This window comes from Propionigenium maris DSM 9537 (assembly GCF_027925155.1).
Taxonomy (GTDB): Bacteria; Fusobacteriota; Fusobacteriia; order Fusobacteriales; family Fusobacteriaceae; genus Propionigenium; species Propionigenium maris.
On record NZ_BSDY01000025.1, the window covers coordinates 14,169 to 36,573 of the forward strand.

25 protein-coding genes and 1 riboswitch are annotated in these 22,405 nt (G+C 38.6%); of the genes, 18 read left to right on the forward strand and 7 right to left on the reverse strand.

Annotated features, from left to right (window positions below):
- Positions 1 to 68: 68 nt before the first annotated feature.
- A complete protein-coding gene (locus QMG11_RS16820) occupies positions 69 to 767 on the reverse strand; it encodes a class I SAM-dependent methyltransferase (protein ID WP_281837485.1) in 699 nt (232 codons plus the stop codon).
- 379 nt (positions 768 to 1,146) lie between these two features.
- Between QMG11_RS16820 and QMG11_RS16825 the strand changes: the two genes are divergently transcribed.
- Positions 1,147 to 2,865 carry a thioredoxin domain-containing protein gene (locus tag QMG11_RS16825; RefSeq protein WP_281837486.1) on the forward strand — a complete coding sequence of 573 codons (1,719 nt, stop codon included), beginning with the start codon at positions 1,147 to 1,149 and terminating at the stop codon, positions 2,863 to 2,865.
- Positions 2,866 to 3,289: 424 nt separating this feature from the next.
- Here QMG11_RS16825 and QMG11_RS16830 read toward each other — a convergent pair whose 3' ends face one another.
- Positions 3,290 to 3,940: a Crp/Fnr family transcriptional regulator gene (locus tag QMG11_RS16830; RefSeq protein ID WP_281837487.1), complete on the reverse strand. Its 651-nt coding sequence runs from the start codon at positions 3,938 to 3,940 to the stop codon at positions 3,290 to 3,292.
- Between the two features lie 144 nt (positions 3,941 to 4,084).
- Here QMG11_RS16830 and QMG11_RS16835 point away from each other — a divergent pair, with 144 nt between their 5' ends.
- Positions 4,085 to 6,016, forward strand: a complete 1,932-nt coding sequence (locus QMG11_RS16835) for an FAD-dependent oxidoreductase (protein WP_281837488.1) — start codon at positions 4,085 to 4,087, stop codon at positions 6,014 to 6,016.
- Positions 6,017 to 6,029: 13 nt separating this feature from the next.
- On the forward strand, positions 6,030 to 7,313 hold the full coding sequence (locus tag QMG11_RS16840) for a hypothetical protein (protein ID WP_281837489.1): 1,284 nt from the start codon (positions 6,030 to 6,032) through the stop codon (positions 7,311 to 7,313).
- A gap of 244 nt (positions 7,314 to 7,557) precedes the next feature.
- Here QMG11_RS16840 and QMG11_RS16845 read toward each other — a convergent pair whose 3' ends face one another.
- Complete coding sequence (locus QMG11_RS16845) at positions 7,558 to 7,779, reverse strand: hypothetical protein (RefSeq protein ID WP_281837490.1); 222 nt, start codon at positions 7,777 to 7,779, stop codon at positions 7,558 to 7,560.
- Between the two features lie 286 nt (positions 7,780 to 8,065).
- Here QMG11_RS16845 and QMG11_RS16850 point away from each other — a divergent pair, with 286 nt between their 5' ends.
- The gene (locus QMG11_RS16850) at positions 8,066 to 8,671 is read left to right on the forward strand and encodes a hypothetical protein (protein ID WP_281837491.1); all 606 of its coding nucleotides are present in this window, start codon (positions 8,066 to 8,068) and stop codon (positions 8,669 to 8,671) included.
- Positions 8,672 to 8,789: 118 nt separating this feature from the next.
- On the opposite strand, the gene QMG11_RS16855 is transcribed toward QMG11_RS16850, so the two are convergent.
- On the reverse strand, positions 8,790 to 9,680 hold the full coding sequence (locus tag QMG11_RS16855) for a GGDEF domain-containing protein (protein WP_281837492.1): 891 nt from the start codon (positions 9,678 to 9,680) through the stop codon (positions 8,790 to 8,792).
- 202 nt (positions 9,681 to 9,882) lie between these two features.
- On the opposite strand from QMG11_RS16855, the gene QMG11_RS16860 reads away from it, so the two are divergent.
- The 3 genes from QMG11_RS16860 to QMG11_RS16870 all read left to right on the forward strand — a co-directional run bounded on the left by QMG11_RS16860 (position 9,883) and on the right by QMG11_RS16870 (position 12,548).
- Complete coding sequence (locus QMG11_RS16860) at positions 9,883 to 10,116, forward strand: hypothetical protein (RefSeq protein ID WP_281837493.1); 234 nt, start codon at positions 9,883 to 9,885, stop codon at positions 10,114 to 10,116.
- A 290-nt stretch (positions 10,117 to 10,406) separates the two neighbouring features.
- Complete coding sequence (locus QMG11_RS16865; protein WP_281837494.1) at positions 10,407 to 11,120, forward strand: carbonic anhydrase family protein; 714 nt, start codon at positions 10,407 to 10,409, stop codon at positions 11,118 to 11,120.
- 298 nt (positions 11,121 to 11,418) lie between these two features.
- Positions 11,419 to 11,504, forward strand: a riboswitch (cyclic di-GMP riboswitch).
- 18 nt (positions 11,505 to 11,522) lie between these two features.
- Entirely contained in the window at positions 11,523 to 12,548 is a 1,026-nt protein-coding gene (locus tag QMG11_RS16870) for a type II secretion system protein (protein WP_281837495.1), read from the forward strand.
- Between the two features lie 100 nt (positions 12,549 to 12,648).
- Here QMG11_RS16870 and QMG11_RS16875 read toward each other — a convergent pair whose 3' ends face one another.
- Positions 12,649 to 13,371 (reverse strand): sulfite exporter TauE/SafE family protein, encoded by a 723-nt coding sequence (locus QMG11_RS16875; protein ID WP_281837496.1) that lies wholly within the window; start codon positions 13,369 to 13,371, stop codon positions 12,649 to 12,651.
- A gap of 237 nt (positions 13,372 to 13,608) precedes the next feature.
- On the opposite strand from QMG11_RS16875, the gene QMG11_RS16880 reads away from it, so the two are divergent.
- Complete coding sequence (locus tag QMG11_RS16880; RefSeq protein ID WP_281837497.1) at positions 13,609 to 14,391, forward strand: Tle-like phospholipase domain-containing protein; 783 nt, start codon at positions 13,609 to 13,611, stop codon at positions 14,389 to 14,391.
- A 77-nt stretch (positions 14,392 to 14,468) separates the two neighbouring features.
- Here the strand turns inward: QMG11_RS16880 and QMG11_RS16885 are convergent, their stop codons facing one another.
- Positions 14,469 to 15,086, reverse strand: coding sequence for a CDP-alcohol phosphatidyltransferase family protein (locus QMG11_RS16885; RefSeq protein WP_281837498.1), 618 nt, complete (start codon positions 15,084 to 15,086; stop codon positions 14,469 to 14,471).
- A 393-nt stretch (positions 15,087 to 15,479) separates the two neighbouring features.
- Between QMG11_RS16885 and QMG11_RS16890 the strand changes: the two genes are divergently transcribed.
- The 7 genes from QMG11_RS16890 to QMG11_RS16920 all read left to right on the forward strand — a co-directional run bounded on the left by QMG11_RS16890 (position 15,480) and on the right by QMG11_RS16920 (position 19,083).
- Positions 15,480 to 15,704, forward strand: a complete 225-nt coding sequence (locus QMG11_RS16890; RefSeq protein WP_281837499.1) for a hypothetical protein — start codon at positions 15,480 to 15,482, stop codon at positions 15,702 to 15,704.
- A gap of 434 nt (positions 15,705 to 16,138) precedes the next feature.
- Positions 16,139 to 16,285: a hypothetical protein gene (locus QMG11_RS16895; protein WP_281837500.1), complete on the forward strand. Its 147-nt coding sequence runs from the start codon at positions 16,139 to 16,141 to the stop codon at positions 16,283 to 16,285.
- A gap of 13 nt (positions 16,286 to 16,298) precedes the next feature.
- The gene (locus QMG11_RS16900; RefSeq protein WP_281837501.1) at positions 16,299 to 16,544 is read left to right on the forward strand and encodes a hypothetical protein; all 246 of its coding nucleotides are present in this window, start codon (positions 16,299 to 16,301) and stop codon (positions 16,542 to 16,544) included.
- A gap of 59 nt (positions 16,545 to 16,603) precedes the next feature.
- Entirely contained in the window at positions 16,604 to 16,930 is a 327-nt protein-coding gene (locus QMG11_RS16905; RefSeq protein ID WP_281837502.1) for a hypothetical protein, read from the forward strand.
- A 225-nt stretch (positions 16,931 to 17,155) separates the two neighbouring features.
- Positions 17,156 to 17,851 (forward strand): 5'-methylthioadenosine/adenosylhomocysteine nucleosidase, encoded by a 696-nt coding sequence (locus QMG11_RS16910; RefSeq protein WP_281837503.1) that lies wholly within the window; start codon positions 17,156 to 17,158, stop codon positions 17,849 to 17,851.
- Between the two features lie 733 nt (positions 17,852 to 18,584).
- Positions 18,585 to 18,809 carry a hypothetical protein gene (locus QMG11_RS16915; RefSeq protein ID WP_281837504.1) on the forward strand — a complete coding sequence of 75 codons (225 nt, stop codon included), beginning with the start codon at positions 18,585 to 18,587 and terminating at the stop codon, positions 18,807 to 18,809.
- Between the two features lie 49 nt (positions 18,810 to 18,858).
- Positions 18,859 to 19,083 (forward strand): hypothetical protein, encoded by a 225-nt coding sequence (locus QMG11_RS16920; RefSeq protein WP_281837505.1) that lies wholly within the window; start codon positions 18,859 to 18,861, stop codon positions 19,081 to 19,083.
- Between the two features lie 502 nt (positions 19,084 to 19,585).
- Here QMG11_RS16920 and QMG11_RS16925 read toward each other — a convergent pair.
- A complete protein-coding gene (locus QMG11_RS16925) occupies positions 19,586 to 19,765 on the reverse strand; it encodes a hypothetical protein (protein WP_281837506.1) in 180 nt (59 codons plus the stop codon).
- A 423-nt stretch (positions 19,766 to 20,188) separates the two neighbouring features.
- Between QMG11_RS16925 and QMG11_RS16930 the strand changes: the two genes are divergently transcribed.
- Genes QMG11_RS16930 through QMG11_RS16940 form a run of 3 tightly spaced genes read left to right on the forward strand, consistent with a single transcriptional unit; the run spans position 20,189 to position 22,280 of the window.
- Positions 20,189 to 20,743 carry a hypothetical protein gene (locus tag QMG11_RS16930; protein WP_281837507.1) on the forward strand — a complete coding sequence of 185 codons (555 nt, stop codon included), beginning with the start codon at positions 20,189 to 20,191 and terminating at the stop codon, positions 20,741 to 20,743.
- Between the two features lie 23 nt (positions 20,744 to 20,766).
- On the forward strand, positions 20,767 to 21,606 hold the full coding sequence (locus QMG11_RS16935) for a hypothetical protein (RefSeq protein ID WP_281837508.1): 840 nt from the start codon (positions 20,767 to 20,769) through the stop codon (positions 21,604 to 21,606).
- Between the two features lie 11 nt (positions 21,607 to 21,617).
- Positions 21,618 to 22,280, forward strand: a complete 663-nt coding sequence (locus QMG11_RS16940) for a C2 domain-containing protein (protein WP_281837509.1) — start codon at positions 21,618 to 21,620, stop codon at positions 22,278 to 22,280.
- Positions 22,281 to 22,405 lie beyond the last annotated feature (125 nt).

Genomic DNA, 22,405 nt, shown 5'->3' on the forward strand with positions numbered 1-22,405 from the left:
GAGAGACCACATTAAATTTATAGTAAACGTAGAGAGCCTTCCAAAATGATTAATTTTATATGGGTGATTTATTTAGTGCAGCTTATAACTAGTGGTAAATCCTTATAGCTATAGGCTTTTTTACTAAAGGAACTGTAAACATTAATATTTTTAAATCCGACCTTCTCTAAATAATTAACCAATATGTCCTTTCTAATGGGTGTCAGTACTATCTTGTTTTCTATTACTTCATCTGATGATTTTATAGTCAACCTTGTATGAAATAAAAATTCATCCCTTGTTTCATAGCTCCTCTCAAAAGTAATAAATTCATTGTCAATTATGGGAAGGGTAAAGATTTCATTATCTAAAATATAATCATAGTTTAAAATCTGGATCAATAACTTTCCATCTTGGTTTAAAACTTCATAAACACTCTTAATAAAGCTTATAATCTCTTTTTTTGTTAAGTGGACCAATGTGTTTCCAAATGCAATAACCCCGTCAAACTTTTCATTTAATGACTGAATATTTAGCATATTTAATTTTTCAAATTTAATGTGACCATACCGCTTCCTGGCCTCACTTATAAAACTTTCCTCTAAGTCAACTCCCATAATATTGTACTCAGATAGTGCAGCTGTCAGCTTTCCATTAGCACAACCTATTTCAATTAGTTTTGAAAGTTTATTATCAAATTCACCTTTAACAAATTCAACCTGCTTTTCATTTAATGGAAAGATATTATCATAGTGTTTATTAATAGATTCATAAAAATTTCTCTTCATTATAAAAATCCTTTCTATTCTATGTTATTTAAGTATAATCTAACCTGCTTAACTTTTAAATATCTAAATTATAGAGTTAACAGAGATAAAAATCGGTAACAGATATTACACTTTTAATTATTTTAAAAAAATTTGAGGTATAGATAGGTCTCTAAGGGGGGCCTACTCCTACAATACAAAATAATACAGGAATAAATACTACACTTAGATTTTTATTTAAAAGAAGAGTTAAAAGTTTGAGATAGCATTTTTCAAATACTGCTTATGAAGCTATGATATCTTTATATCCAGAGCTCCCTTCACCATACCAGCAGGGAGGAAGAAAGGAAATCCTTCGGTATCTTTATAGGGTAAGCCCTTGAATACAGGAGGAGATTTTATGATAGATTTTAATAGAAACAACCTGGATCTGGGAGCCTCTCCCTACCTTCATCAACATAAGGATAATCCCATCAACTGGCAGGAGTGGAAGGAGGAGGTTCTTCAGTATGCAAAGGATAACAACAAGCTCATATTTCTTTCCATAGGCTACTCCACCTGCCACTGGTGTCATGCTATGGCAGGGGAAGCCTTTCAGGATGATGAGGTGGCCCGTTACCTAAATACCCATTTTGTCTCCATAAAGGTGGACAGGGAGCAAAGACCCGATATCGATGGCTTCTTCATGGATTTTATTTCAGAGGTAGGGGGACAGGGGGGCTGGCCCCTCAACGTTTTTTTGAGACCCAACCTCTCTCCCATCTTTGCCCTTACCTATGCCCCAGTAAGGGAGAAGTACGGAAGACCCAGTTTTCTTAGTGTCCTGAAGGGGGTACGAAAGATGGAGACCTCCTATGAATATGTAGAGGAAGAGGGTCATAAAGAAGAGGAAAGGGCACCATCTCTTGAAGAGATAATTGATATCATTACCTCATATTTTGACAAAGAGTATGGAGGATTTGGAAGGGACGAGAAGTTTCCTCCCCACTCCACCCTTCTCTTCCTTCTGAGCTACTATAGTGTAAAAAAAGATGCAGGGATCCTGCCCCTTATAGAAGAAACCCTGGATTCCATAGCCCTGGGAGGGCTCCACGACCATCTCCAGGGGGGATTTTTTAGATACTGTATAGACAGGGAGTGGAAGATCCCGCACTTTGAAAAGATGCTATACGATCAGGCTCTTCTTCTCTGGGTTTTTAGTTCCGCCTACAAAGTATTAAAAAAGGAGGAATACCGACAGGCTGCAAATAAAATAATTTCCTGCCTGGAAGAAACCTTTCAGGAGGGCAGCCTCTTCTATACCGCCCAGGATGCAGACACCCTTCACAGGGAGGGAGCTACCTACCTGTGGTCATGGGAGGAATTAACCAAAGCTCTTTCAGCAGCTGAACTTGGACTTCTATCTACCGTCTACCAGATCTCTTCAGAGGGAAATTTTTACGGAAAGATCCATCTGAACAGAAAAAACTTCATGCCGGTCTTCAGCATAGAGGAAAAACTTTTAGGGATAAGAAATAGCAGACCACACCCCTTTGTAGATAAAAAAATTCTTACCAGCTGGAACGCCCTGACTGGGATCGGACTCATAATGCACTGGAGAGCTACTGAAGAGCGCTCATCTCTCTATAAGGCACAAAACCTTCTAAAGGAGCTCCTTGACCTGCACTACAGAAACGGCGATCTGGCCCACTCCTCTCTGGATGGAAACCTTCAAAATGGAGAGTTCATGGGGGATTATGCCTCTCTTCTTCTTTTTGTTACCTACCTCCACGAGGAAGGTGGGGAATACAGCAATCTCATGAACAGACTTCTGGACAAACTCATCTCCTTCAAGGGTAGGAGGTGGATAGAGAGCAGAAATTCAGATTTTAGGGAGGTAGGGGCTCTTCCATATGACACTCCGGTGCCCTCCTCTATATCTATGGCAGAGCTGGCTATCCTGAGAACGGACATCTTTTCAGACGGTTACCTTCGTCCACTGAACTTCACCGATCCTGTAAGTTGTGATTTTCACAACATGGTATCCCTCTTTACGAAAGGTTTTCTCCAGGTAGTTGAGAGCGATTCTCCCCTTTCCTGGAAGGATCTTCCTCTAAATGCAGTGCAACTTAAAGGTTAATTAGTTAAACCTGCACCCCAATCAAATCTGTTTAAGTAGGAGAAGGATGGTTTTCTACCTCTTTGCAGCTCTTCAGAGTAGCTCTAAGACCCAGATTTTTTCTTACCATATTAACAGTATAATTCTTGGGATTTCGGATGTCGTGTGGGAGGTGACGGGAGGTACGGTGTCCTAACCATAGGAAGGTAGAAAAAAATTAACCATATGATACTCAATATAGTTGATATTTTAAGATACCGATAACTACTTAATATTTAGGAGCTATTACTTATAATGAGAATAGTTAATTAAAAAGACACTCGATCTATTGAGTGTCTTTTTAAGCTAATAAAAACAGAAATTTCAAATTTAACAGACTGCATAATATTTTTGATGTACAATGGCAGGAATATACTTAAACTACAAAACCCCTTTTTGACCTTCACTAAAATCTCACTATCTTCTCAGCAGCCTCCATATCTATAATTTTAATAGTTTTATTGTCCTTTTCAATAACCTTTTTATCGACAACTCTTCTTATTACCCTTTGGAGAGTTCGCATCTCAATGTGGAGAAGCTGGGCAAGATCCTCTACAGATGTAATGGTATAGCTCCCTCCCTTTGATATTAAAAAGTTCAAAAGGTATTGCTCATTGGAGAAGTTTACCTTGGCCCCGTAGCTCTTAAGAACCTTTAGAAGGTTCTGGGTAATAGCAGTAAGCATCCTCTGATAGATGCTTACAAGGGAGTGGATGTTTGTCTTCATCATGGCCTTCTGGATGGGGATCTCCACTATGGTACAGGAGTCCATTCCCCTGAGGATGAAATCCATATTTTCCTGGTGAAAAGCTCCCAGTTGCCCTACGCACTCTCCGGGACCAAATTCAAGGTTAAATTCAAGATCGCCATCGGTATATGCGTAGACCAGGGCTGTTCCCTCCACTATGAGGTATAGGCTTTCCTCCCTTGGGATGAAGACATCCCCCTTGGTAATTTTATGTAAAAAAAAGCTTTTTTCCAGGGAGGCATCCTCAATCTGCTTAAGTTCCTCTAAAGTAAGATCTGGTAAAGCTTTAGATATCTCTCTTATATCCATGATCAACTCCTTTTAATCTAGACTATACCATAGGTTAGATGTAAAGGAAATTTTTGTCAAGGTAAAGTTCCAGCATGACAATTGCCGTGACGGTGTTTTTTTTAGGGTGTTATTATTGAAAAAAAGCAAAGGGAGGAGCTTAAGATGAAGATAAGAGTATTGGGTGACGTTAATTGCAGAGGTATCCACACAGTAGAGAGCAGTACTACCTTAAAGGATATCCTTAAAAATAATGCCGGTGGGATGAGAAACAACAGAAGGTTATCTATCATACAGGTAGGTGGAATCCTGGGAAGGTTTCTGGAGCTGGAGTCTCTAAGTAAACCTGTAGAGGAGTTCGCAGCGGGAGATGAGGTGGTGAATATCATGTACCTGGATGAGCTTTTTTGTCCAGTGGACTATGTGAAATTTCTCGTGAGACACTGTATCAACATGAGAAGGAGAAGGGAGGAAGACCTCCTTGAGATGAGAGAGATCTCCGAGAAACTTGTAAGCGAGGAGGGGACCGAAGAGGATTTCCTGAAGCTTAGGGACCTCACCATAGATATCTCGGCATCTGATGAGGAGAAGAGATTTAAGGATATTGTATGGGAGATGACTGAAAGATACCACGACATCTTCCTGGAACATGTGAGAGAGCATAGGTGCAGAACCACAATATGCAGAAGGCTTTACAGGGCACAGTGTATCAATGCCTGTCCTGCCGAGGTGGATATACCGGGGTATGTGGAACTTATGGAGCATAGGAATGTAGAGGATGCATACAGGCTCATGAAGAAAAACAACCCCCTCTCCTTCGTATGCGGAAAGATATGCCCCAGACCCTGTGAGGACAGGTGCAGAAGAAAACAGCTGGAGGAGACAGTGGGGGTAAGAGCCCTTCAGAGGTATGCTGCAGATATGACCTTCAGAGTGGGAGAATTTTCAGAGGATAGGTTGGAGGACAAGGGAAGAAGTGTGGCTATCATAGGGGGAGGACCAGCGGGACTATCTGCTGCATACTACCTGGGAAGAACAGGATACAGGGTCACAATCTTCGAGGAAAATAATGTAGTTGGAGGTATGCTCGCAACGGGTATTCCAGAGTACAGACTTCCTCAGGCTACCATAGACAGTGAAGTAGAACATATCAAAAATCTTGGTGTGGAGATAAAGACGGGTATGAGAGTGGGAAGAGATATAGAACTTTCCCAGATAAGGTCCCACTACGATGTGGTACTTCTGGCAACGGGATGTCAGCTGGGGAATGCCTTTGCCCAGGGAGAGGGGATCGAGACAGCGGTCCAGCTCCTTAAGGAAGTAAAGGTAGAGGGAAGAAGAGAGATAGGAGAAAAGGTTCTGGTAGTGGGCGGAGGAGATGTTGCAATGGACGCAGCAAGAACTGCTCTGAGAATGGGGGCTAAGAAGGTAATGGTGGCAACTCTTGAGGGGAGTATTGCAGAGATGCCTGCAACCTTAGAGGAGAAGGAGGAGGCCTTAGAGGAGGGAATCCTCTTCTTAAATGGGCGTTCTGTAAAAGAGATCCACAGGAATGAAGACAAGGGTGTTCAGGGGGTTACCCTACAAAGATGTTTGTCGGTACTGGATGACCAGTACAATTTCTCTCCTGTACTGGATGAGGAAGATACAGAGGAAGTGGAAGTGGACAGCCTTATCTTTGCCATAGGTCAGAGACCGGATACAGAGTACTTCACAGAGGACATAGAGGTAGATGAGAGGGGATGGGTAAGGGTAGATCCTGTAACCCTTGAAACAAACGTTAAGGGGGTCTTTGCAGCAGGGGATATGTCTCGTGTAGGAACTGCAGTGGAGGCCATAGCTGAAGGAAGGAGAAGTGCCCAAGCTATAGACAGACACTTAGAAGGGAGTGGACTCTATACAGGGAAGGAAATAACTATTCCTGAGGTTCCCCTGAATATAGATATCTGGAATACCAAGAAGGAGAAGGAGACTATCACTGTTCCAGCCCAGAGAATTAACTTCGATGAAGCAGTGAAGACCTTTGATGACAGGGAGGCTCTCTGTGAAGCCAGAAGGTGTATGAGATGCGACAGAAACTCCAGAAGGAGATATTAAGGGAGGAATGAGTATGAAGCAACCAAGGAAGGAAGTTATCGATCAGTTAATAAAAACGAAAACAAGCGATAAATGGGTAAAGCGTGACCTGGAAACAATGGCTGTGCTCACAGAAATAATAGAGGCTGCAGAGGTGGATACAGAGCTCCATGAAACCCTTAAAAGGGAGTATGAGCCCTATTTAAGGAGTATTAAGGCCGGGACAATGGATCTGTGGAGGGAAAAATATAAATCCATGGTCAATGTGGAGAAGTACTGGAAGAAGGGATATATGCTCAGATGGGACAAGGAAACGTGTCTCTGTAAACCATCTCCCATAAATGAGGGTAAAGAGTTTACAGACAATAACCACATGTATAATATTCTGGACCAGGAGGAGATGGATGTCTCCTATGAGTTTGAGCCTATCTGGGGAGAACCAGATGCCTGGGGGCCTAACTTTATGGTGGGATATATCATGCCTAAGATGGAAGTATCCACAGGAGATTTCTACAGCTATGTTGTGAGGATCATCAGGGATAAGATAGGGATGCAGCAGGAGGAGATGGCGGAACATGAGATACCTGCATCCCCTGAAAAAGAAATGGATATGGTCAAGCTGAAGGCTGAGATCAAGGAGAAAGCCCATGAGCTGGGATTCGGAGTAGTCGGATTTACAAAGGTAGACAGAAGATTTCTGGGGAACGGGGATGACGAGGTAGCACCATACCAGAACATAGTCATCCTTGGAATGGAGATGGATCATGAGGAGGTAGAGGAGATACCAAATCCGGGAATAGAGACCGGGGAACAGTTTGTAATGAAGATCTATGCCAATGCAGGGGAGGGCTCCCACGAACTTGCAGAGTTCATAAGATCCAAGGGGTGGAAGGCACACCCCAGGGTCTCTCTGGACGGGGAAGTAAAGTTTGCTCATCACGCAGTGAATGCAGGAGTTGCTAACTTTGGAACCTGTGCAAACACCATTACAAAGGAATATGGTCCCAGACTGAGATATGCTGCTGTAGTCTTTGAGGCTGACGTAGAGCCTGATACTCCAAAGGACTTCAATGTAGAGGAGTTCTGCTCCAGGTGTAGGATGTGCCAAAAATCATGTCCTACCAAGGCTATTCCCAAGGAAGCTATAAGGATAAGGGGAGCCATGAGAAGAAGGCTGAATGATAAAAAGTGTTTTGCCTCTATGATCGGCCTGCATAATGACTGCGGTTTCTGTATAAAGGTCTGTCCTATCCATAAGTTTGGCTTTGACAAGGCCATGGATGCTATACCTTCCTACTACTCATATAACTTAGACTAAGTTCTTGTTTTATCTACAGACTTGGAAAGATCAATAAATGTAGTCTAGATGTGCAGCTAAAATTAAGCAAAGTTTTAAATACCAAATCCACATAATTCAGGAAGGAATATCTGGAAAAGTGGAAACTATGTGGAAAGAGCTCATAGGCAACTACCTTTTTCCTAAAAAAATTTCAAAGTTGATATAAAATCATTGGTTTTAGGCACTCCTTGGAGTGCTTTTTTATTGAAATTCTATAGTACAGTTATTTACTGATCTTTTTATTTTCTAGACTTAACCACTCATAACCACAGGCTTTACAGTGATAGTCGGGATCAGGAGTTTCAAGATTTATACAGCATCCCCCAAGCCAGTAGTTATCCTTTTCTTGGATCTCTTTGAACAGTTCCTCTGTGGGCATACCGTAGATTATTTCGACTACTTCTTTAGAACCACACCGAGGACACTTTTTCAGATCTGGTTTCATAGAGCCTCCTTAATATACAATATTTTTTAATTATACCCTATAAACCTAGAAGAATATCTATAAACTTCATAGATAATCTATCTCTGAAGTAAAGAATTTGTGCAGGAAAAAAATGATATACGAAGAACAAAAATATGATAAGCAACAGGGTGGAATTAATGAAAATATTAGAGACGATGGATGTTTTTTAGAGTGATATTGCATTCTTTTTGAGTCTTATAGATTTTTCCAAAGCTGCTCAAAAAATTATTGGGAGCTTATATCTAAAAAATAAGAGGAGGTTCCGATGAAGAAGATTAAATCAATTATGCTGGTCTTATTCACTTTATTACTCCCGGCGTGTACAAATATCCCCGAAGAATCTGTTAGTCTGAGCAGCGAAGTTGGAGCTGGATTAAAAAAACAGCACCAATTTCAGGTAGAGTTAGTTAACCTATACTTTGATAGTAAGAGAAAGGAATTAGATGAAACAATGCTAAAGGAGTTAGATAAATACTTCAATACTCTTGCCCCTACAGGAGAGCTCAAGCTCAATAAAGATCAGTTTATGGATGTACTTGCAGATGCCAAGGAGTTTAATATAAAATATAATTCAGCAAAAAAGGAGCTTGAAAAATCAAGGGTTCTGCTAATAAAGAAACTGGAGGAAGATTACCTTGCACTTAATCAGGCAAACTCTTCTATAACAGAGATATTGAAATCTTCAGCTCCTGAAAAGGATACAGGATCGGAAGTGGCCCACTCACCTTCAGAGACGTCAGCTGTGAAAATAAACCTGGAGAAAGCTTTGGCTGAGGTTGATGGATTTACATTGGAAGATGTTGAGGAAGGGGAGAAGAGCATCATGATAGATGATCTGCATAGAAAAGTATTTGGTGAAAGCCAAGAGTAGAGTAAGAGGAAGGGATGCCTGGAAAAGTGATGATTAATGAAGGAAGACACTCGATTTATCGAGTGTCTTTTTAAGTTCATAAAAATAGAAATTTTAAATTCAAGAGACTGCATAATATCTATGATTTAGCTACGGTTATTTGATTTTTACCATTTCTTTTGGATCTATACATAATCTTATCAACCCTGTCCATTAATTTTTTATAGTTTTCAGATTTCTGGTATGTAGTGATTCCAATGCTCAGGCCTGATTCTATTCCCTTTTTTTCCAATGAGGCAGAAATATTTTCCCTGACTCTTTCCATTACCGCCAGAGCTGTTTTAACTTTAGTGTTTGGATATATTATTAAAAATTCATCCCCACCATATCTAAAAGCATAATCAGACTCTCTTATGCAACTCTTTATCTCTACTCCTAACATTGTCAAAAACTCGTCCCCCTTTATATGGCCATAGATATCGTTAATAGCTTTAAAATTATCGATGTCAATAAATGCCACCGATACATCTGGGGTAATATCAATTAGCTTGTTTAGGAGAGTTTCAAGGTGCTCTTCAAGGTAGTACCTGTTATATAGTCCAGTCAATGGATCCTTTATGCTCTTGTTGTATATAGCTTCAGTTTTAAGCTTGTTCTTTTCCTCCTCTAAAAAACGTAAAATAACGGCAATGGATACCATAGCTACTCCAACTGGTACTAAAATGTTTTCCAGTTCACCTAGAAGCCCTTCCAGTTCATAGAATTCATCCATTAAATCCTGTAAGACTCCTGAATAAAGGGTAATAAGACCGCCTAACATCCAGCAGTAGTAGTTTTTATTTTTAAAACCGGCTTTTTCAAAGTACATCCATATTGCAAGCTGAAAACATATTAAAGATTCACTTATGATATCCAATGATGTCAGATCCTCTGCTTTTTCAAATGAGGAATCTAAGTGTATTAATACTAAAGTGATTACAATTAAGATTAAGTATGGAATTGATATATTAGTTAGTTTTAATTTTTTCAACTTATCCCCCCCCTCCAACCTTTTTTTCACAATAAACTTCATTGAAATTGAATCTTTTAAGAGGATATTAGCTGATATTTGAAAAAATTTCAAATGAAATCAGGAACCTGTTAGTTTTCAAGTCTTTAAATCTTGAGATTGTTAAGAGGAAAAAGCTGATGTTGGAATAAAGTATTAATGAAGGAAACCTGGAGGTGAGGAAATGAAAGCAAGGATTCTTTATGGCGAGAAGAAGGAGTTTATCCTGGGAGAAAAGTTTAACGGTGACAAGAGGGTTACATCTATAGAGGTGAAGGATGGAGGGCTTCATATCCACTACGAATCTCTTGATACAGGGGCAAGGGGAAGACTGGAATTTTACAATACTCCCTTTGTAGTAGAGGAGTGCAGTGAGGGGGAGACAGCTTTAGACGATTTAGAAAAGGCATTTCTTTAGAGGGGCTCAGCGAGTCCCTTTTTTATTGAGAGGGGTAGGTCTAGTTAAGGTTATGATTAAAGGGGAGGAGCTAAATATATCTTTCATGAGTTTGAGGTAGTGCTGGATCTGTAGCTGTTATCCTTTAACCCATCATTTTAATAAAATTTTAATCTCATTCTTTAAAGATTACTCTATTCTGTGGGAAGATAATTAAATTTAAATTAAGTATTTAAACAGGTGTTGTTTTTTCCATAAAATATAGTATTCTCTTAAAAAGATTAGGTTTTGGTAATCAAAAGGAGGAAGGGATGAGGTTAAAAAATAAGGTTTTACCTATAATAGCAGGACTTATGTTTATGGGATGCAGCAATAACATGGAGAGGGGTGAAGTTGTAAGAGCTGTTACTACACAGGAGGAGCAGCAGGCTCTCACAGCCTATGATATTCAAGCTCAATTAACTGAAGGGAATAAAAGGTTTGTGAGGGGAGAGCTTATCAACAGGGATTACAGGGAACAGGTAAAATTAAGTGAAGAGGCTCAGTTTCCTAAATCTGTAATTTTATCATGTCTTGATTCCAGGGTCCCAGTGGAGACTGTTTTTGATTTGGGGATAGGAGATGCTTTTGTAGCCAGAGTAGCGGGGAATATCTCCAATGAGGATATCCTCGGAAGCCTTGAATATGCTACAGAAGTTTCAGGGGCAAAGCTGGTAGTTGTGCTGGGGCATGAAAACTGCGGAGCAGTAAAGAGTGCCAAGGATGGTGTTGAACTGGGTAATATAACTCCTCTGCTGAGTAAGATCACACCTGCGGTGGAAAGTGTTAAGGGTAGAGAGGATCTAAGTAGTTATTCAGATAAGGAGCTGGTAGATGAGATATCCAGGGAAAATGTAGTACTTACCATGGAAAACCTGAGGAAGGAGAGCTCCATTATAAAAGGTCTTGAGGAAGAGGGGAAAATTAAGATAGTTGGAGGGGTTTATGAGATGGCCACAGGAAGGGTCAGATGGCTGGATATCTAGGATTTTACATGGTGAAGGAGCAGGAAGATAGTGATTATAGCCAGGGTTAAGCACCGATTTTTTATAAAAGCTGCTGAAGCCTTGGAACCTTGTATAATTTGACGAATAGTTTTGAAAGGCTTATAAGGAGCAGGACAAGGAGATAAGAACAGTGGAAAGAGGGAGCTTCCTTTATAAGCTCCCTTTTTTCCTTTAAAGTTTTTTTCCTACTGTTATTAGATTGGAGGAAGGGAACACTATAGCTAAAGTCCATTTTATGTGATAATATCTCTATTGAAGAAGATTATAAAATGAATAACTCTGAAAAAGGCAAAGGAGGGGAAACCCTGTGACGCAAAACTAGAGGGTCTAAGTCCACCTTGGATAGGACAGCCAGTTGCCATAATTTTTTAGGGGGACAATATGCATAAAAATTTATATGCCAGACATTTAGGATGGGACTATTTAGTTGGAAGAGAGGAGTCTGAAGGGAAATTTCATAGGAATAAAGGATTTACCTTGATAGAGCTTATGATCGTCATAGGAGTAATAGGACTCCTGACGAGTATAGTAATGCCAAGGTTTACCGACTCCACAGATGCAGCCAAGGCAGCTCAGGTACACGGGAACCTTCACAATATCCAGGAAGCCATAGATATGTTCAATGTGACTGAGGGAGAGTATCCCAAGTATGGTGAGGATATAGGAGCAGGAAGCGGGGGGAATACCTTCAGTGAAACCTTTGAAAAGTACTACTCCAAGGGGAGGATGCCTGAAACCCCTGCAGGAGGAAGGGGAATCAGTCCTGAGAAGGGTGACAGGGAAAGAGTCTATAACTGGGGAGATGATGAACTCAAGGGAGGCTGGCTCTACAATGAGGCAGAGGGAAAGCTCTATGCCAGGCTTGAGGAGGATTCCTATGGTCAGGGGAATATATGGATCTCAGAGGAGGAGCTAAATGACGGCCCAACCTCCTTCTTCTATGAGGGACAAATTCTGGGGAAAAACGGAAGCTGGTTCTCAGAGGAAACCTTTGATGAATATACCTTAAAGACTGCCTTCGGAATAGATGATGTGGGAAGAATAGAGGTGTATCTGGGAGGAGAGGATGGTTACCAGTTATGGATACATCCCAAGATGGCAAAGGTAGTATTAAGGGATGAAAATGAAAGGGAAGTAGCTACGGGAAGCCTGAGTAAGCTGGGAATAGATATAAATACCTGGTATGATGCACCAGAGAGTGGAGTTCCTGTAGAGGTAAGGGTCTCCAATACCGCCGACGGAAAGAAGAGCCTTGGATTAACAATAGATGGAGAGACGGTACAGTTTGGCGGTGAGGATACAGCAGTATATGATCCTATCTCAGATGAGAATGAGTCTGTGGGGGTAGTAAATATAAGGGATAAGAGGCCGGTAGAGATGGCGGACACTACAATAACCATAGATTAGTAGTTAGTATAGGCAGAATAGCTGTAATTTATAGAGAGCAGGAAGTAAGAAATGGAGTGTGCAGATCGACTGCACACTCCATTTTTAATTTGTCTATATACTATATAAATAGCTTCCAGACGATATTCAGCCCCATAATAGGTATAGCGATATTGATGATCCTCTTAAAGAGCTTCTCCTCGACTTTTGTAGAGGTATATAATCCTATTCCCGTTCCTATTACTACATGGGGAAGGTAGGTCCAGATTATCCTGAGGTTTTCAGGGGTATAAAATCCCTTGTAGATATAGGTGAGGATAGCCACTATATTCAAGGTTAAAAAGTAGGATGACAGGGTAGCCTTAAACTGGGATCTGTTGAGATCTATATTTGAGAGGAAAACCAGCACAGGGGGGCCTGAGATACCGCCAATACCATTTAAGACTCCAGAGACAGCCCCCACAGGGAGGTAGAACTTCTCTGGCTTCTTTAAATTAAACCTTACTCCAAAGTTGTTTATAATTCCCACTACCACCAGAAGTATCCCTATAACCAGCCTCAAGAGATAATCATCTATAGTGTTGAGGTAGGATACCCCTACAAAGGTAAAGACAATGGCTGAAATTAAAAGGGGAAGTATCCTTGTGAGCCTGGCATCTCTATAGTATTTTCTAAAGATGATGCTGTTTACTACAAGGCTGTAGGTCACAGTTATAATAATAATCAATTTTGCATCTAAAAACAAGGAGAGCAGGGGAATAGCAACCAAGGAAAACCCAAAGCTTGTAAATCCCTGAACAAAGGTTGAAAAAAAGAAGGCAGCTCCAATATATATAAACTCCATAACATCCTCCAAGATAGTTTATTTAAGAATGATTATATCACGCCTGTCTGGTTATTGACAGCTACTTCTTATTTTCTATTTTATGGCTTAGCAAATTACGCCTAAGCATTGGGAGTAGTTTGTTTAGGAGAGGTGTTGTCTGTGGTCAGGTGAAGAGGGACAGGGAGGAGGATTAATTTTTTAGGGGAGGTATAATTATTAGAGGAGAGTCTATCGCTTTTGGAAGGAGGGCTGTAGATGAAGAGAGTATTAGGTGGTATTAGAGGAAGGGGAAAGCATCCATCATACTCGGAAAAGGAGTATGCAAACAGGGACCTTGAAGGGTATAGAGGAAATAGAAATACACAGCCTCCCCTGGACAGGGTGGCAAAGGAGAACTATATCTATGCCCTAATGTCTTCAAATGCATATGAGAATCCGTATTACTTTGATCTAAGGAGGTATGGATGGATCAGGCTCAACAGGTATAAGGCAGATAATGGTTTCAGTGCTGATGTATATATGAATGAAGGGAAAAAGATCGTTGTAATAGCTTTCAGGGGAACTGAGTTTTTTACTATAAAGGACTGGCCCCATGCCAATCTGAGTGTTTTTGGAAGGAACCAGTATACCAGTGCAATGAAGCTCCTAAAGAAGATGAAGAGGAGGTATAGAGGGTATAGGTTTATTTCAACAGGTCATTCACTGGGAGGAGGGCTGGCGTTACATACATCGGTTTGCTGGCAGGGTGTTGATGCTGTAACATTTAACACATCTCCGAGGATCTTCAAACCTAAGAAACATGTAGGAACAAACAGGAAGACAGTGATCAGTGAAGATGGTGAGATACTGGAGGTAATAAGAAGTTTTTTTAAATCCCTAGATAGTATTGGGAAAATTGATTACTATGAGTATGATTTTCTCAAGGGATGCAGTGTAAGGGAGCACTCTATGTATCTCTTGGCAAGGGGGTTGTTAAAGGTTGCAGCTATCTCTGGGGACAAGACTGCTCTTGGTATAGTGGATGACATACTGGGATAGGAGTAGGGTATAATCAAATATTAAAGGAAGTAAGGAAGGGAGCCTCTGTGGGCTCCCTTTTTAAGTTAGAGTTATCTTTATTTGTCCCTGAAAAGCCTCTTTATCCAGAGAACCAGGGGACTGTCCTTCTTCAGATATAGAAAGATAAGAGATCCCATATGTTCATCCACCTGGGAGAGGATCAGCTGTGTTGCAATCCCCTCTATATTGGAGAGGATGGAGATAAGGGCAGCAAAGATAAAGAATCCCCTGCTATATATTCCAGTTAAGAGGGCGTGTACCAGAAAGAAGTAGGCCACCAGGGTAGCCAACTTTGAAAGATAGAGGTGGAGGTTGGCAAAACGGTGAAACTTCATCGCCCCCACCAGAAGAAAGACAGCGTAGAATCCAAGAGCTGTAAGCATAAGGGGAAGATTTTCTGTAAAAACCTCAGGGAGCCTGAGGGCTGTCCAGAGGATTGCCGATATAAGGAGGAGGTTGTCGGCCCATGAATCCATCCTGCTTCCAATCTCAGTGACCTGATTTAACCTCCTGGCCAGGTAGCCATCCAGTACATCTGTTACCCCGCAGATGATGAGAAGTATTCCCACGTAGTAGAGGGGATAGTTCATGAGAATGAGAAACCACATAAAAGGAAGGAGGGAGAGCCTCACAAGGGTGATTTGATTGGAAATTTTTTTTAAGTCCTCAAGCATAATATACCTCCCTTTATCTACTGTCAGACCCTTTATCTAGGATCCTGTGATATCTTACTTTCTATAATTTAAAATATAAAAACAGGAAAATACTCTCCACTAGGAACCACCCTTAGTCACCAAGGGTTCCATATTAAATTTTTACTATAAATCCATATCCCTTCCTTTAATTAAAAGAGGCCTTTTACAGGAGAAGAGGTGGAAACTATAGGGAGAATCTCTTAAACCCTTTGGAGATATTGAAGGGGGAAGAGGTTAAACTTTCATATGGGTGTCACACTGTCGTCATTTTAGGAGGTTATCCTTTAAATAAGAAAAGAGGGAGCGGAAGAAGAGTGAAAAAAAATTTATGGAACTTAGGATATCGATAAAAAATAAGGAGTGTGACAGAGAATGAAAAAATTATTATTATTGGGAATGTTAGTTGTCAGTGGATTGGCCTTTGGAAGAGACTATGAGTACAGAGAGAGTATGGAGCTTCAGCCCGTTGAAAGGGTGAACTATGAGGAAAATTCTATGATCTCAAGGGAAAGAGAAGCTGGTGAAATCAATATAGAGGCCTACCAGGAGTTTCACAGGGAGCTTATCAATATGGACAGGGGAACAGAAAGAAATTAAGTGGTGGGGGATAAATAGACTCATATAATTAAAAAGATCTGGGGGAATTCCAGGTCTTTTTAATTATATGAACCTAAATATATTTTTAAGGGTTTTTCAAGAGGAGACTTTGAGACAGAGATCTCTATTTCCAATAAGGATATTAGAAAAAAATGGATCCATATAAAAATAGTAGATATTCTTTATCTGAAAAATAGAATAAAATTTATAATTTTGCCCTTGATTTAGAGGGTAACCATGAGGTTGGAGTTTAAAAACGGAGAAGTGTCATAAATTTAGGTGGATTAACGGTGACATTATCACTTATAATTTTTCCTATAAAGTGATAGAGTGTTGGCTGTATCAACTTTAGCCACAGAATATCAGGGGTTTCCCAAGGGTAAGTGTAAGAGAGGACTGAAGGGATAGTGAGAATTTTTTTAGGAGGATTGAAAGTGAGCAATGAAACTTTAACGGTGATGGTACTGATGCTTTATATGGATAAGAAGGATAAGAAACCATTTGATAAGTTAGCAATTGGGTGCATGGGAATAATAGCTGCCATAGATATGGTTCAGTGGATAAAAGATTTAATAGTATAGAGAGGTCGAGAGTATGTTAGAGGAGTATGAAGAGGAGAGCGTAGAGGAATATTATACAGCAGTGGAGGAGAACAGGGTTCTTAAGTGGTTAAAATACATAGTATATGCTTTGTCCATAATGATACTGCTGAACATGTTTTTATACACTTGCTCATTGATGAAGACGCCAAGAAGGGAGGAGAGATACCTTCAGCAGTCGGTAGTTGAAGGGGAGAGGGAATACGATGGAGGGGCGGCCCCTACTATCAGCAGCCAGTAGCTACCCACGTCTACCATCACAACAGGGGATCCCACTTTGGGTTCTGGGACTATATGATAATGAGAAATATATGGGATTCAGGATATAGAAATAGGAGCTACACCAGGAATACCACAGTTATCAACAACAACTACAATACCACAAATGTCAATAAAAATAAGAATATCAAGAAAAATACAACTATCAATAAAACTACAAACGTGGATAAAAGCAGCAGGATTAGGAGTACAAGTGTTAAGCAGGAGAAGGTTGTAAAGCCTGTAAAGGTCATAAAACCCACCAAAGTATATAAGACCTCTAAGCCTGCACACAGGGCCACATATAAGTCTTCTACAGGGAGCTACAAACCTTCAAGGAGCACCTATAGGAGTAGAGGGAGAAGGTAGTGGAAGGTTGCAGAAAAAAGTTATCTTAAAGTTTGAGCTCAGAGATATCACTTTTATGTCACGCTCGTGACACAGAGAGAAGGTACTATATACCCATAGCAAGATAACTTGCATAACTTTTTCATAAAAAACTCTCCCAAAAAAGGTGAAGATTCCCGTCTTCATCTTTTTTACTTTATAGAGGAAAGATATGCTATACTTCTATAAAAATCCGGGGGGAAGAAAATGAAAATAGGTATAATCGGGGCAATGGATGAGGAGATCTCTAAATTAAAGTCTGGAATTGTGGGTATGAAGATAGTGGAGTTTAAGGGAATAGTGTTTTATACGGGAAGGTTGATGGGGAAGGATATAGTGCTGGTAAGGTCGGGAATCGGAAAGGTAAATGCAAGTATCTCCACCACCCTCTTAATAACTCAGTTTAATGTGGATAAGGTCCTCTTTACAGGGATTGCAGGGGGAGTTAATCCTGAGATCAGCCTGGGGGACATAGTTATCTCCACAGATTTAATTCAGCATGATTTCGATACCACCATCTCTGGGGGAAGGTATGGGGTGATCCCCAGGATGGACACCTCTATCTTCAGAGCCGATGATGCACTGGTGGAACTGGCCAGGGAGGTAGCCTATAGGGAGTTTGGAAGGGAGAGGGTATGGCTGGGAAGAATCCTCAGCGGTGACCAGCTCATAGGATCCACCCATAAGGTTAAGTGGCTGCGGGACACCTTTAATGGAGAGTGTACCGAGATGGAGGGGGCAGCTGTAGCCCATGTATGTCACCTCTTAGAGGTTCCCTTTCTTATACTGAGATCCATCTCAGATAAGGCCGATGAAAATCTGGTGAGGGATGCTGTCTCCTTTACCCAGGTGGCAGCAGACAACTCCAAGGTATTGGTGGAAAAGATAGTGGAGCAATTATAGGGATTTATTCTAAGGGGAGCCTTTGGGCTTCCTTTTTTAGTTAATAGTTCCTCCTTAGCTTGTCCAAAGAAGGAACCAAGAAAGGACACCTCTGTTGAAAAAATACTATTTCATAATCTCAAAACTTTGAAAAAATTGTATCGATAGTCATAAATTAGGGAAAGTCGACGACATTTTCTAAAGCTTTAATTCATATTTCATTTACGTATTTTTCAAATGAGGAATAGAACAGTAGAGATGCATTTGATTCTTTTTGCGGCTGGAGTTTGTCTATTTAGAGCCTATGAAAAGAAACGGGAACCTTGAGGTGTTAAGGAAACAACGTTAAATAGCTTTAACGTTGCGGAAAAGTATAGTAATTAAAATTTCTTACTTTTCACGAGACAAGAAATGAACTCTCTCTCCTCATAAGATTCTAAGGGTAATAGAAGAAGGTAATAAGATTTGGAGGTTATCCTTATCATAGAAAGGATAGGGGAAAGAGAAAAAATTAAAAATAATTTTAAAAATTTAAAGGAGTTAAAAGCTATCATTCACAATGTTTGAAAAGGGAATTTTTTTTTAAAATATTCTTTTGCTGCCATAAGTGTCAGGTGACGTACCCTCTGAGGGAAGAAATCCATATAATGACCACATAAAATAACAGATCGGAAAGAAAGAATGATGAAAAATATCAAATAATAAGTACAGTGATTGATTATCGTATTTTGGAAGTTACAAGGAGATGAGAGAAATGAAAAAGATGCTATTGTTAGGAATGTTAGTAATAGGTGGACTGTCATATGGAAGAGATTTTGAAAGAAGAGAGAGTCAGGAGTTTCAGGTGGTTCAAAGTGTAAGATGTGAGAATAGAGAGATGCTTTCCAGGGAAAGAAAGCTAGGTGAGAAGAATCAGGAGATCTACTCGGATTTCCACAGGGAACTGGACAATATGGACAGAGGTCATGAGAATAGATAGTTAGGAAAACAGATATCGTATTTATAGAGAATAGAGGAGCTGATTATAGATGAAGAAGATGTTATTGTTAGGAATGTTAGTAATAGGTGGACTGTCATATGGAAGAGATTTTGAAAGAAGGGAGAGTCAGGAGCTTCAGGTGGTTCAAAGTGTAAGATGTGAGAATAGAGAGATGCTTTCCAGGGAAAGGGAGCTAGGTGAGAAGAATCAGGAGATCTACTCGGATTTCCACAGGGAGCTGAACAATATGGACAGAGGTCATGAGAACAGATAAAAGTAGATTTAGAGGAACCGTCGGTAGTGACGGTTCTTTATTTTTTAGTTTATTTCTTTAAATTATCATTGCCCTCTCAAGCTGATAAAGCATCTGCAGGAATAATGGACCAGTCCGTTATGCAGTTTAAGTTCCGCAGCGAGGCGAGGAATGTAGCTCATAAAGGAGGTAGATGAAAGATTTAACCCAGGAAGCATTTGAGGGGACTTGAACTCTTGGTTACTTTCGCTGTGAGCAAAGCGAGGGAGTGCCCTTAGGGTGTTTTTTAAGAGAGAAGTAACAAAAAAAAGTTATCTTAAATTTAAACCTCCAACATATCATTCCTATGACACATAAAGGACATAAAGGTAGGGTATTATATACCCATAGCAACAGTAAGTGCATAACTTTTTCATAAAAAAACTCTCTCAAAAAAGGTGAAGATCCCCGTCTTCACCTTTTTTACTTGGGGGAAATTATAGTAAGAAGCAGAAAAGTAGTTTCCTTCAAAACAGCCCCTCTTCTAATCGGATCTTGATATTACAGCTGCCGTTATCAATCCCACTCCCAGACCAGCTATAAGGCTCCCTACAAAATATAGTGCAGACCGGTCCAGGAAGAAAAAACCTACACCCAGCCCCAGCAAAAGCCCTCCCCCTATAGCCCAGCTACTTTTATCCGGTTTCTTTTCGCTGTTATCCATAATACACCTCCCCTGAAAATTCTATAGTCTTCCTATAAATACCTTACAGGGAAAGTAGTAGGAATTCCTTCCTCTAATAAAATAGGAACAGGATTTTTTCTATCTTTTATACTGACCCTTTAAATACTCTAAGAACACTAGTTATATTACGGTCTTTGTTTTCTTTTGATGCTCTTTGGATATTTTTCGTAAAAATACCGATATGGAGTTGACTTTATCAATTAACTTTAAAGATAAAAAGAGGTATTATTTAGTTGCTGATGATATTTTTATTAAGAACTTTATAAACTCATAAATAATAATTCAAGTTTTAGATATAGAATGATATATTTTCTCTGGATGATTTATTTTTAAGTGAATCAGGTAAAGTATTTATGATAATTCACTACTTAGACAATTAGTCTGTTATCTACAACTTAGGAGGTGTTTTACATAAGGTATAATGATTTTAAAGTAAAAGAAAAATATGATTTAAAAACTAAGAAAGATGGGAGTATTGAAAAAAATCCACAAGGGAAGCCTTTATTTCATCTAGAAAAAGGAATAAAGTCTAATCTTGAAATTCCTTTGACTAAAAAAAATAGTAAAACTTGTGATGAAGTTAATATAAGTAATTATAATTCTAATGGAGACATAACAGATAGCTGTTTTATTTTTTACCATTATTGTCCAGATGATAAAAAACATTACCGAATATCAGTAGAAAATAAAAAGGAAAAAAATTTTTTGAAAAGATTAATGAAACCTACAGAATTAGATCGTTGGTGGAATGTAGATATTGATGAAATTAGTGGTAAAGACGGGACTAAAAAAATAGATTGTCATGACTTAGGTAAAGGGCACAGAATAAGTTTACTTATAAAAACTTTACTAGAAGATCCATCTTTAGAGGTGAGGGAAAAGATAGTTGAACTTATAAGAAGGTACAGGTATCAAAAAGTTATTATTAAAAAAGATAATATGATGTTGTGCGAATAAAATTATTATAGGGAGGTGTAAGAATGGATTTAAAGAGTAGAATAAAAGAAGTGTATGAGAAGTTAATAACAGTAAGTGATTTAAAAAATAATTCTCTAGATTTAAGCCTACCTATTTTTATTAATACAGGAGATGCAGTAGATATTCGAATAACTTTTAAGGAAGATAAAGTGGTTCTAAGTAATTTACTTTATAGATCGATAGAAGAATCTCTAGATTCTCAGTATTCACAATTGAAAATCAGAAAAGATTATTTAATGAATAAGAATAAGTTTAATAAAATAATTCAGGAGTATTTAACTGAAAATAAGATTAAACATTCTTTGAAATTAGAAAAAGATATAGATAGAGAAGAATATGAAGCTAATTTAGAAGAAATTATTTTTAGCTATACCTTTTTTGTGACTAGATATTATAATTATATTTATGATTACATTGTAGCTAATTCTAAGGCAAAGTGTAGGGAAGTTATTTTTAAGGATGAAATACAAAATTTTGTAATAAACTTTAATAAAAAGAATCGTTCAAAAAAGATTAATCAAGTGGATAAAAAACTCTTAAGTATTGCTTCTAAATATAATGATTACTATAACCTTGATAATAAATTTGTATTAACAGGGATAAATAGTAAATATCATTTGTTAGAGGCTTTAAGGGATTTAAGAGAAATAGTGAGTACTCAAAATAACTCTACTAAAAAATATAAAAAAATATATGTTCTTATCGATCAAATAGGGAAAAAAGAACTTTCAAAAGAGTTTGTTAAAGATAATCTAAAAACATTTAAGGAAATTGAGATAGAAGAAGTGTATATTAATAACCCTGAAGATGTACCAAAAATTGAAGGAAGATTTACATCTTAAAAGAGGATAAAATGAAGAAATTTACAGCGTTTCAACAAAAAATTATAAAGGCTATTGTAGCTTATAACCCTGAGGTTACAGACTATAGGTTCGAAGACTTATTTCAACATGTTCTAAAAAAGCATTTGAATGGGCTAGGGATTATAATTAATGCCAAAGAAGTCATTCTATTTGTCAACGAATGGGATTACTCGCAAAATTATAACAAGTTAAGAAGAGAAGCATATGAAATAATTTATCTTTTTTATTTATTAAGTGAAAATAATTTTTTAGTTTTTATGAGAGATGAAGAAATAAGTGAAGAAATAGAAGAAGAAATTTTCGAATATAACCCTTATACGAAATGTAAAGAAAACATCAGGTTAAAAACACTTAAAAAGTATAGAAAAAATCTTCTTTTAAATCTTGAAGAAGAATTTTTTATTTCAGAAGAATTAAAAGAACTCTCCAAAAATGATTTTAAAAGCACAGAATTAAAGAATTTAAAAATAACTCAGAGGGCTTTGTATGCTACTGTTGGACTAGGAATTGCAGGAATACTAGCAAGCTATTATATTGCTTTAAATGTAGAAACTGTTGTAGATTTTAAGAATCCTGATGTATTCAATAAAACATTTGAGATTAAAGTTGAGAAGCCAAATGAATTAGAATTAACTATTTTTAATAAGTATTAATTAGAGTGTTGCAAAAGTAATTCACAAAAAATTAAAAATCATATCCAATATAGAGTAATAATTGAGTTACCACACAAAATTCTACTCGAAAGGATATGACCAGTAATGTATATACCTCAAACTAC

Coding starts and splice junctions, on each gene's coding strand:
- QMG11_RS16905 (WP_281837502.1), top strand. CDS start 16,604: ATGAGAAATATATGGGATTCAGGATATAGAAATAGGAGCTACACCAGG.
- QMG11_RS16820 (WP_281837485.1), bottom strand. CDS start 767: ATGAAGAGAAATTTTTATGAATCTATTAATAAACACTATGATAATATC.
- QMG11_RS16890 (WP_281837499.1), top strand. CDS start 15,480: ATGAAAAAATTATTATTATTGGGAATGTTAGTTGTCAGTGGATTGGCC.
- QMG11_RS16845 (WP_281837490.1), bottom strand. CDS start 7,779: ATGAAACCAGATCTGAAAAAGTGTCCTCGGTGTGGTTCTAAAGAAGTA.
- QMG11_RS16935 (WP_281837508.1), top strand. CDS start 20,767: ATGGATTTAAAGAGTAGAATAAAAGAAGTGTATGAGAAGTTAATAACA.
- QMG11_RS16880 (WP_281837497.1), top strand. CDS start 13,609: ATGAAGAGAGTATTAGGTGGTATTAGAGGAAGGGGAAAGCATCCATCA.
- QMG11_RS16870 (WP_281837495.1), top strand. CDS start 11,523: ATGCATAAAAATTTATATGCCAGACATTTAGGATGGGACTATTTAGTT.
- QMG11_RS16835 (WP_281837488.1), top strand. CDS start 4,085: ATGAAGATAAGAGTATTGGGTGACGTTAATTGCAGAGGTATCCACACA.
- QMG11_RS16915 (WP_281837504.1), top strand. CDS start 18,585: ATGAAAAAGATGCTATTGTTAGGAATGTTAGTAATAGGTGGACTGTCA.
- QMG11_RS16840 (WP_281837489.1), top strand. CDS start 6,030: ATGAAGCAACCAAGGAAGGAAGTTATCGATCAGTTAATAAAAACGAAA.
- QMG11_RS16850 (WP_281837491.1), top strand. CDS start 8,066: ATGAAGAAGATTAAATCAATTATGCTGGTCTTATTCACTTTATTACTC.
- QMG11_RS16910 (WP_281837503.1), top strand. CDS start 17,156: ATGAAAATAGGTATAATCGGGGCAATGGATGAGGAGATCTCTAAATTA.
- QMG11_RS16865 (WP_281837494.1), top strand. CDS start 10,407: ATGAGGTTAAAAAATAAGGTTTTACCTATAATAGCAGGACTTATGTTT.
- QMG11_RS16875 (WP_281837496.1), bottom strand. CDS start 13,371: ATGGAGTTTATATATATTGGAGCTGCCTTCTTTTTTTCAACCTTTGTT.
- QMG11_RS16885 (WP_281837498.1), bottom strand. CDS start 15,086: ATGCTTGAGGACTTAAAAAAAATTTCCAATCAAATCACCCTTGTGAGG.
- QMG11_RS16830 (WP_281837487.1), bottom strand. CDS start 3,940: ATGGATATAAGAGAGATATCTAAAGCTTTACCAGATCTTACTTTAGAG.
- QMG11_RS16825 (WP_281837486.1), top strand. CDS start 1,147: ATGATAGATTTTAATAGAAACAACCTGGATCTGGGAGCCTCTCCCTAC.
- QMG11_RS16920 (WP_281837505.1), top strand. CDS start 18,859: ATGAAGAAGATGTTATTGTTAGGAATGTTAGTAATAGGTGGACTGTCA.
- QMG11_RS16940 (WP_281837509.1), top strand. CDS start 21,618: ATGAAGAAATTTACAGCGTTTCAACAAAAAATTATAAAGGCTATTGTA.
- QMG11_RS16900 (WP_281837501.1), top strand. CDS start 16,299: ATGTTAGAGGAGTATGAAGAGGAGAGCGTAGAGGAATATTATACAGCA.
- QMG11_RS16860 (WP_281837493.1), top strand. CDS start 9,883: ATGAAAGCAAGGATTCTTTATGGCGAGAAGAAGGAGTTTATCCTGGGA.
- QMG11_RS16925 (WP_281837506.1), bottom strand. CDS start 19,765: ATGGATAACAGCGAAAAGAAACCGGATAAAAGTAGCTGGGCTATAGGG.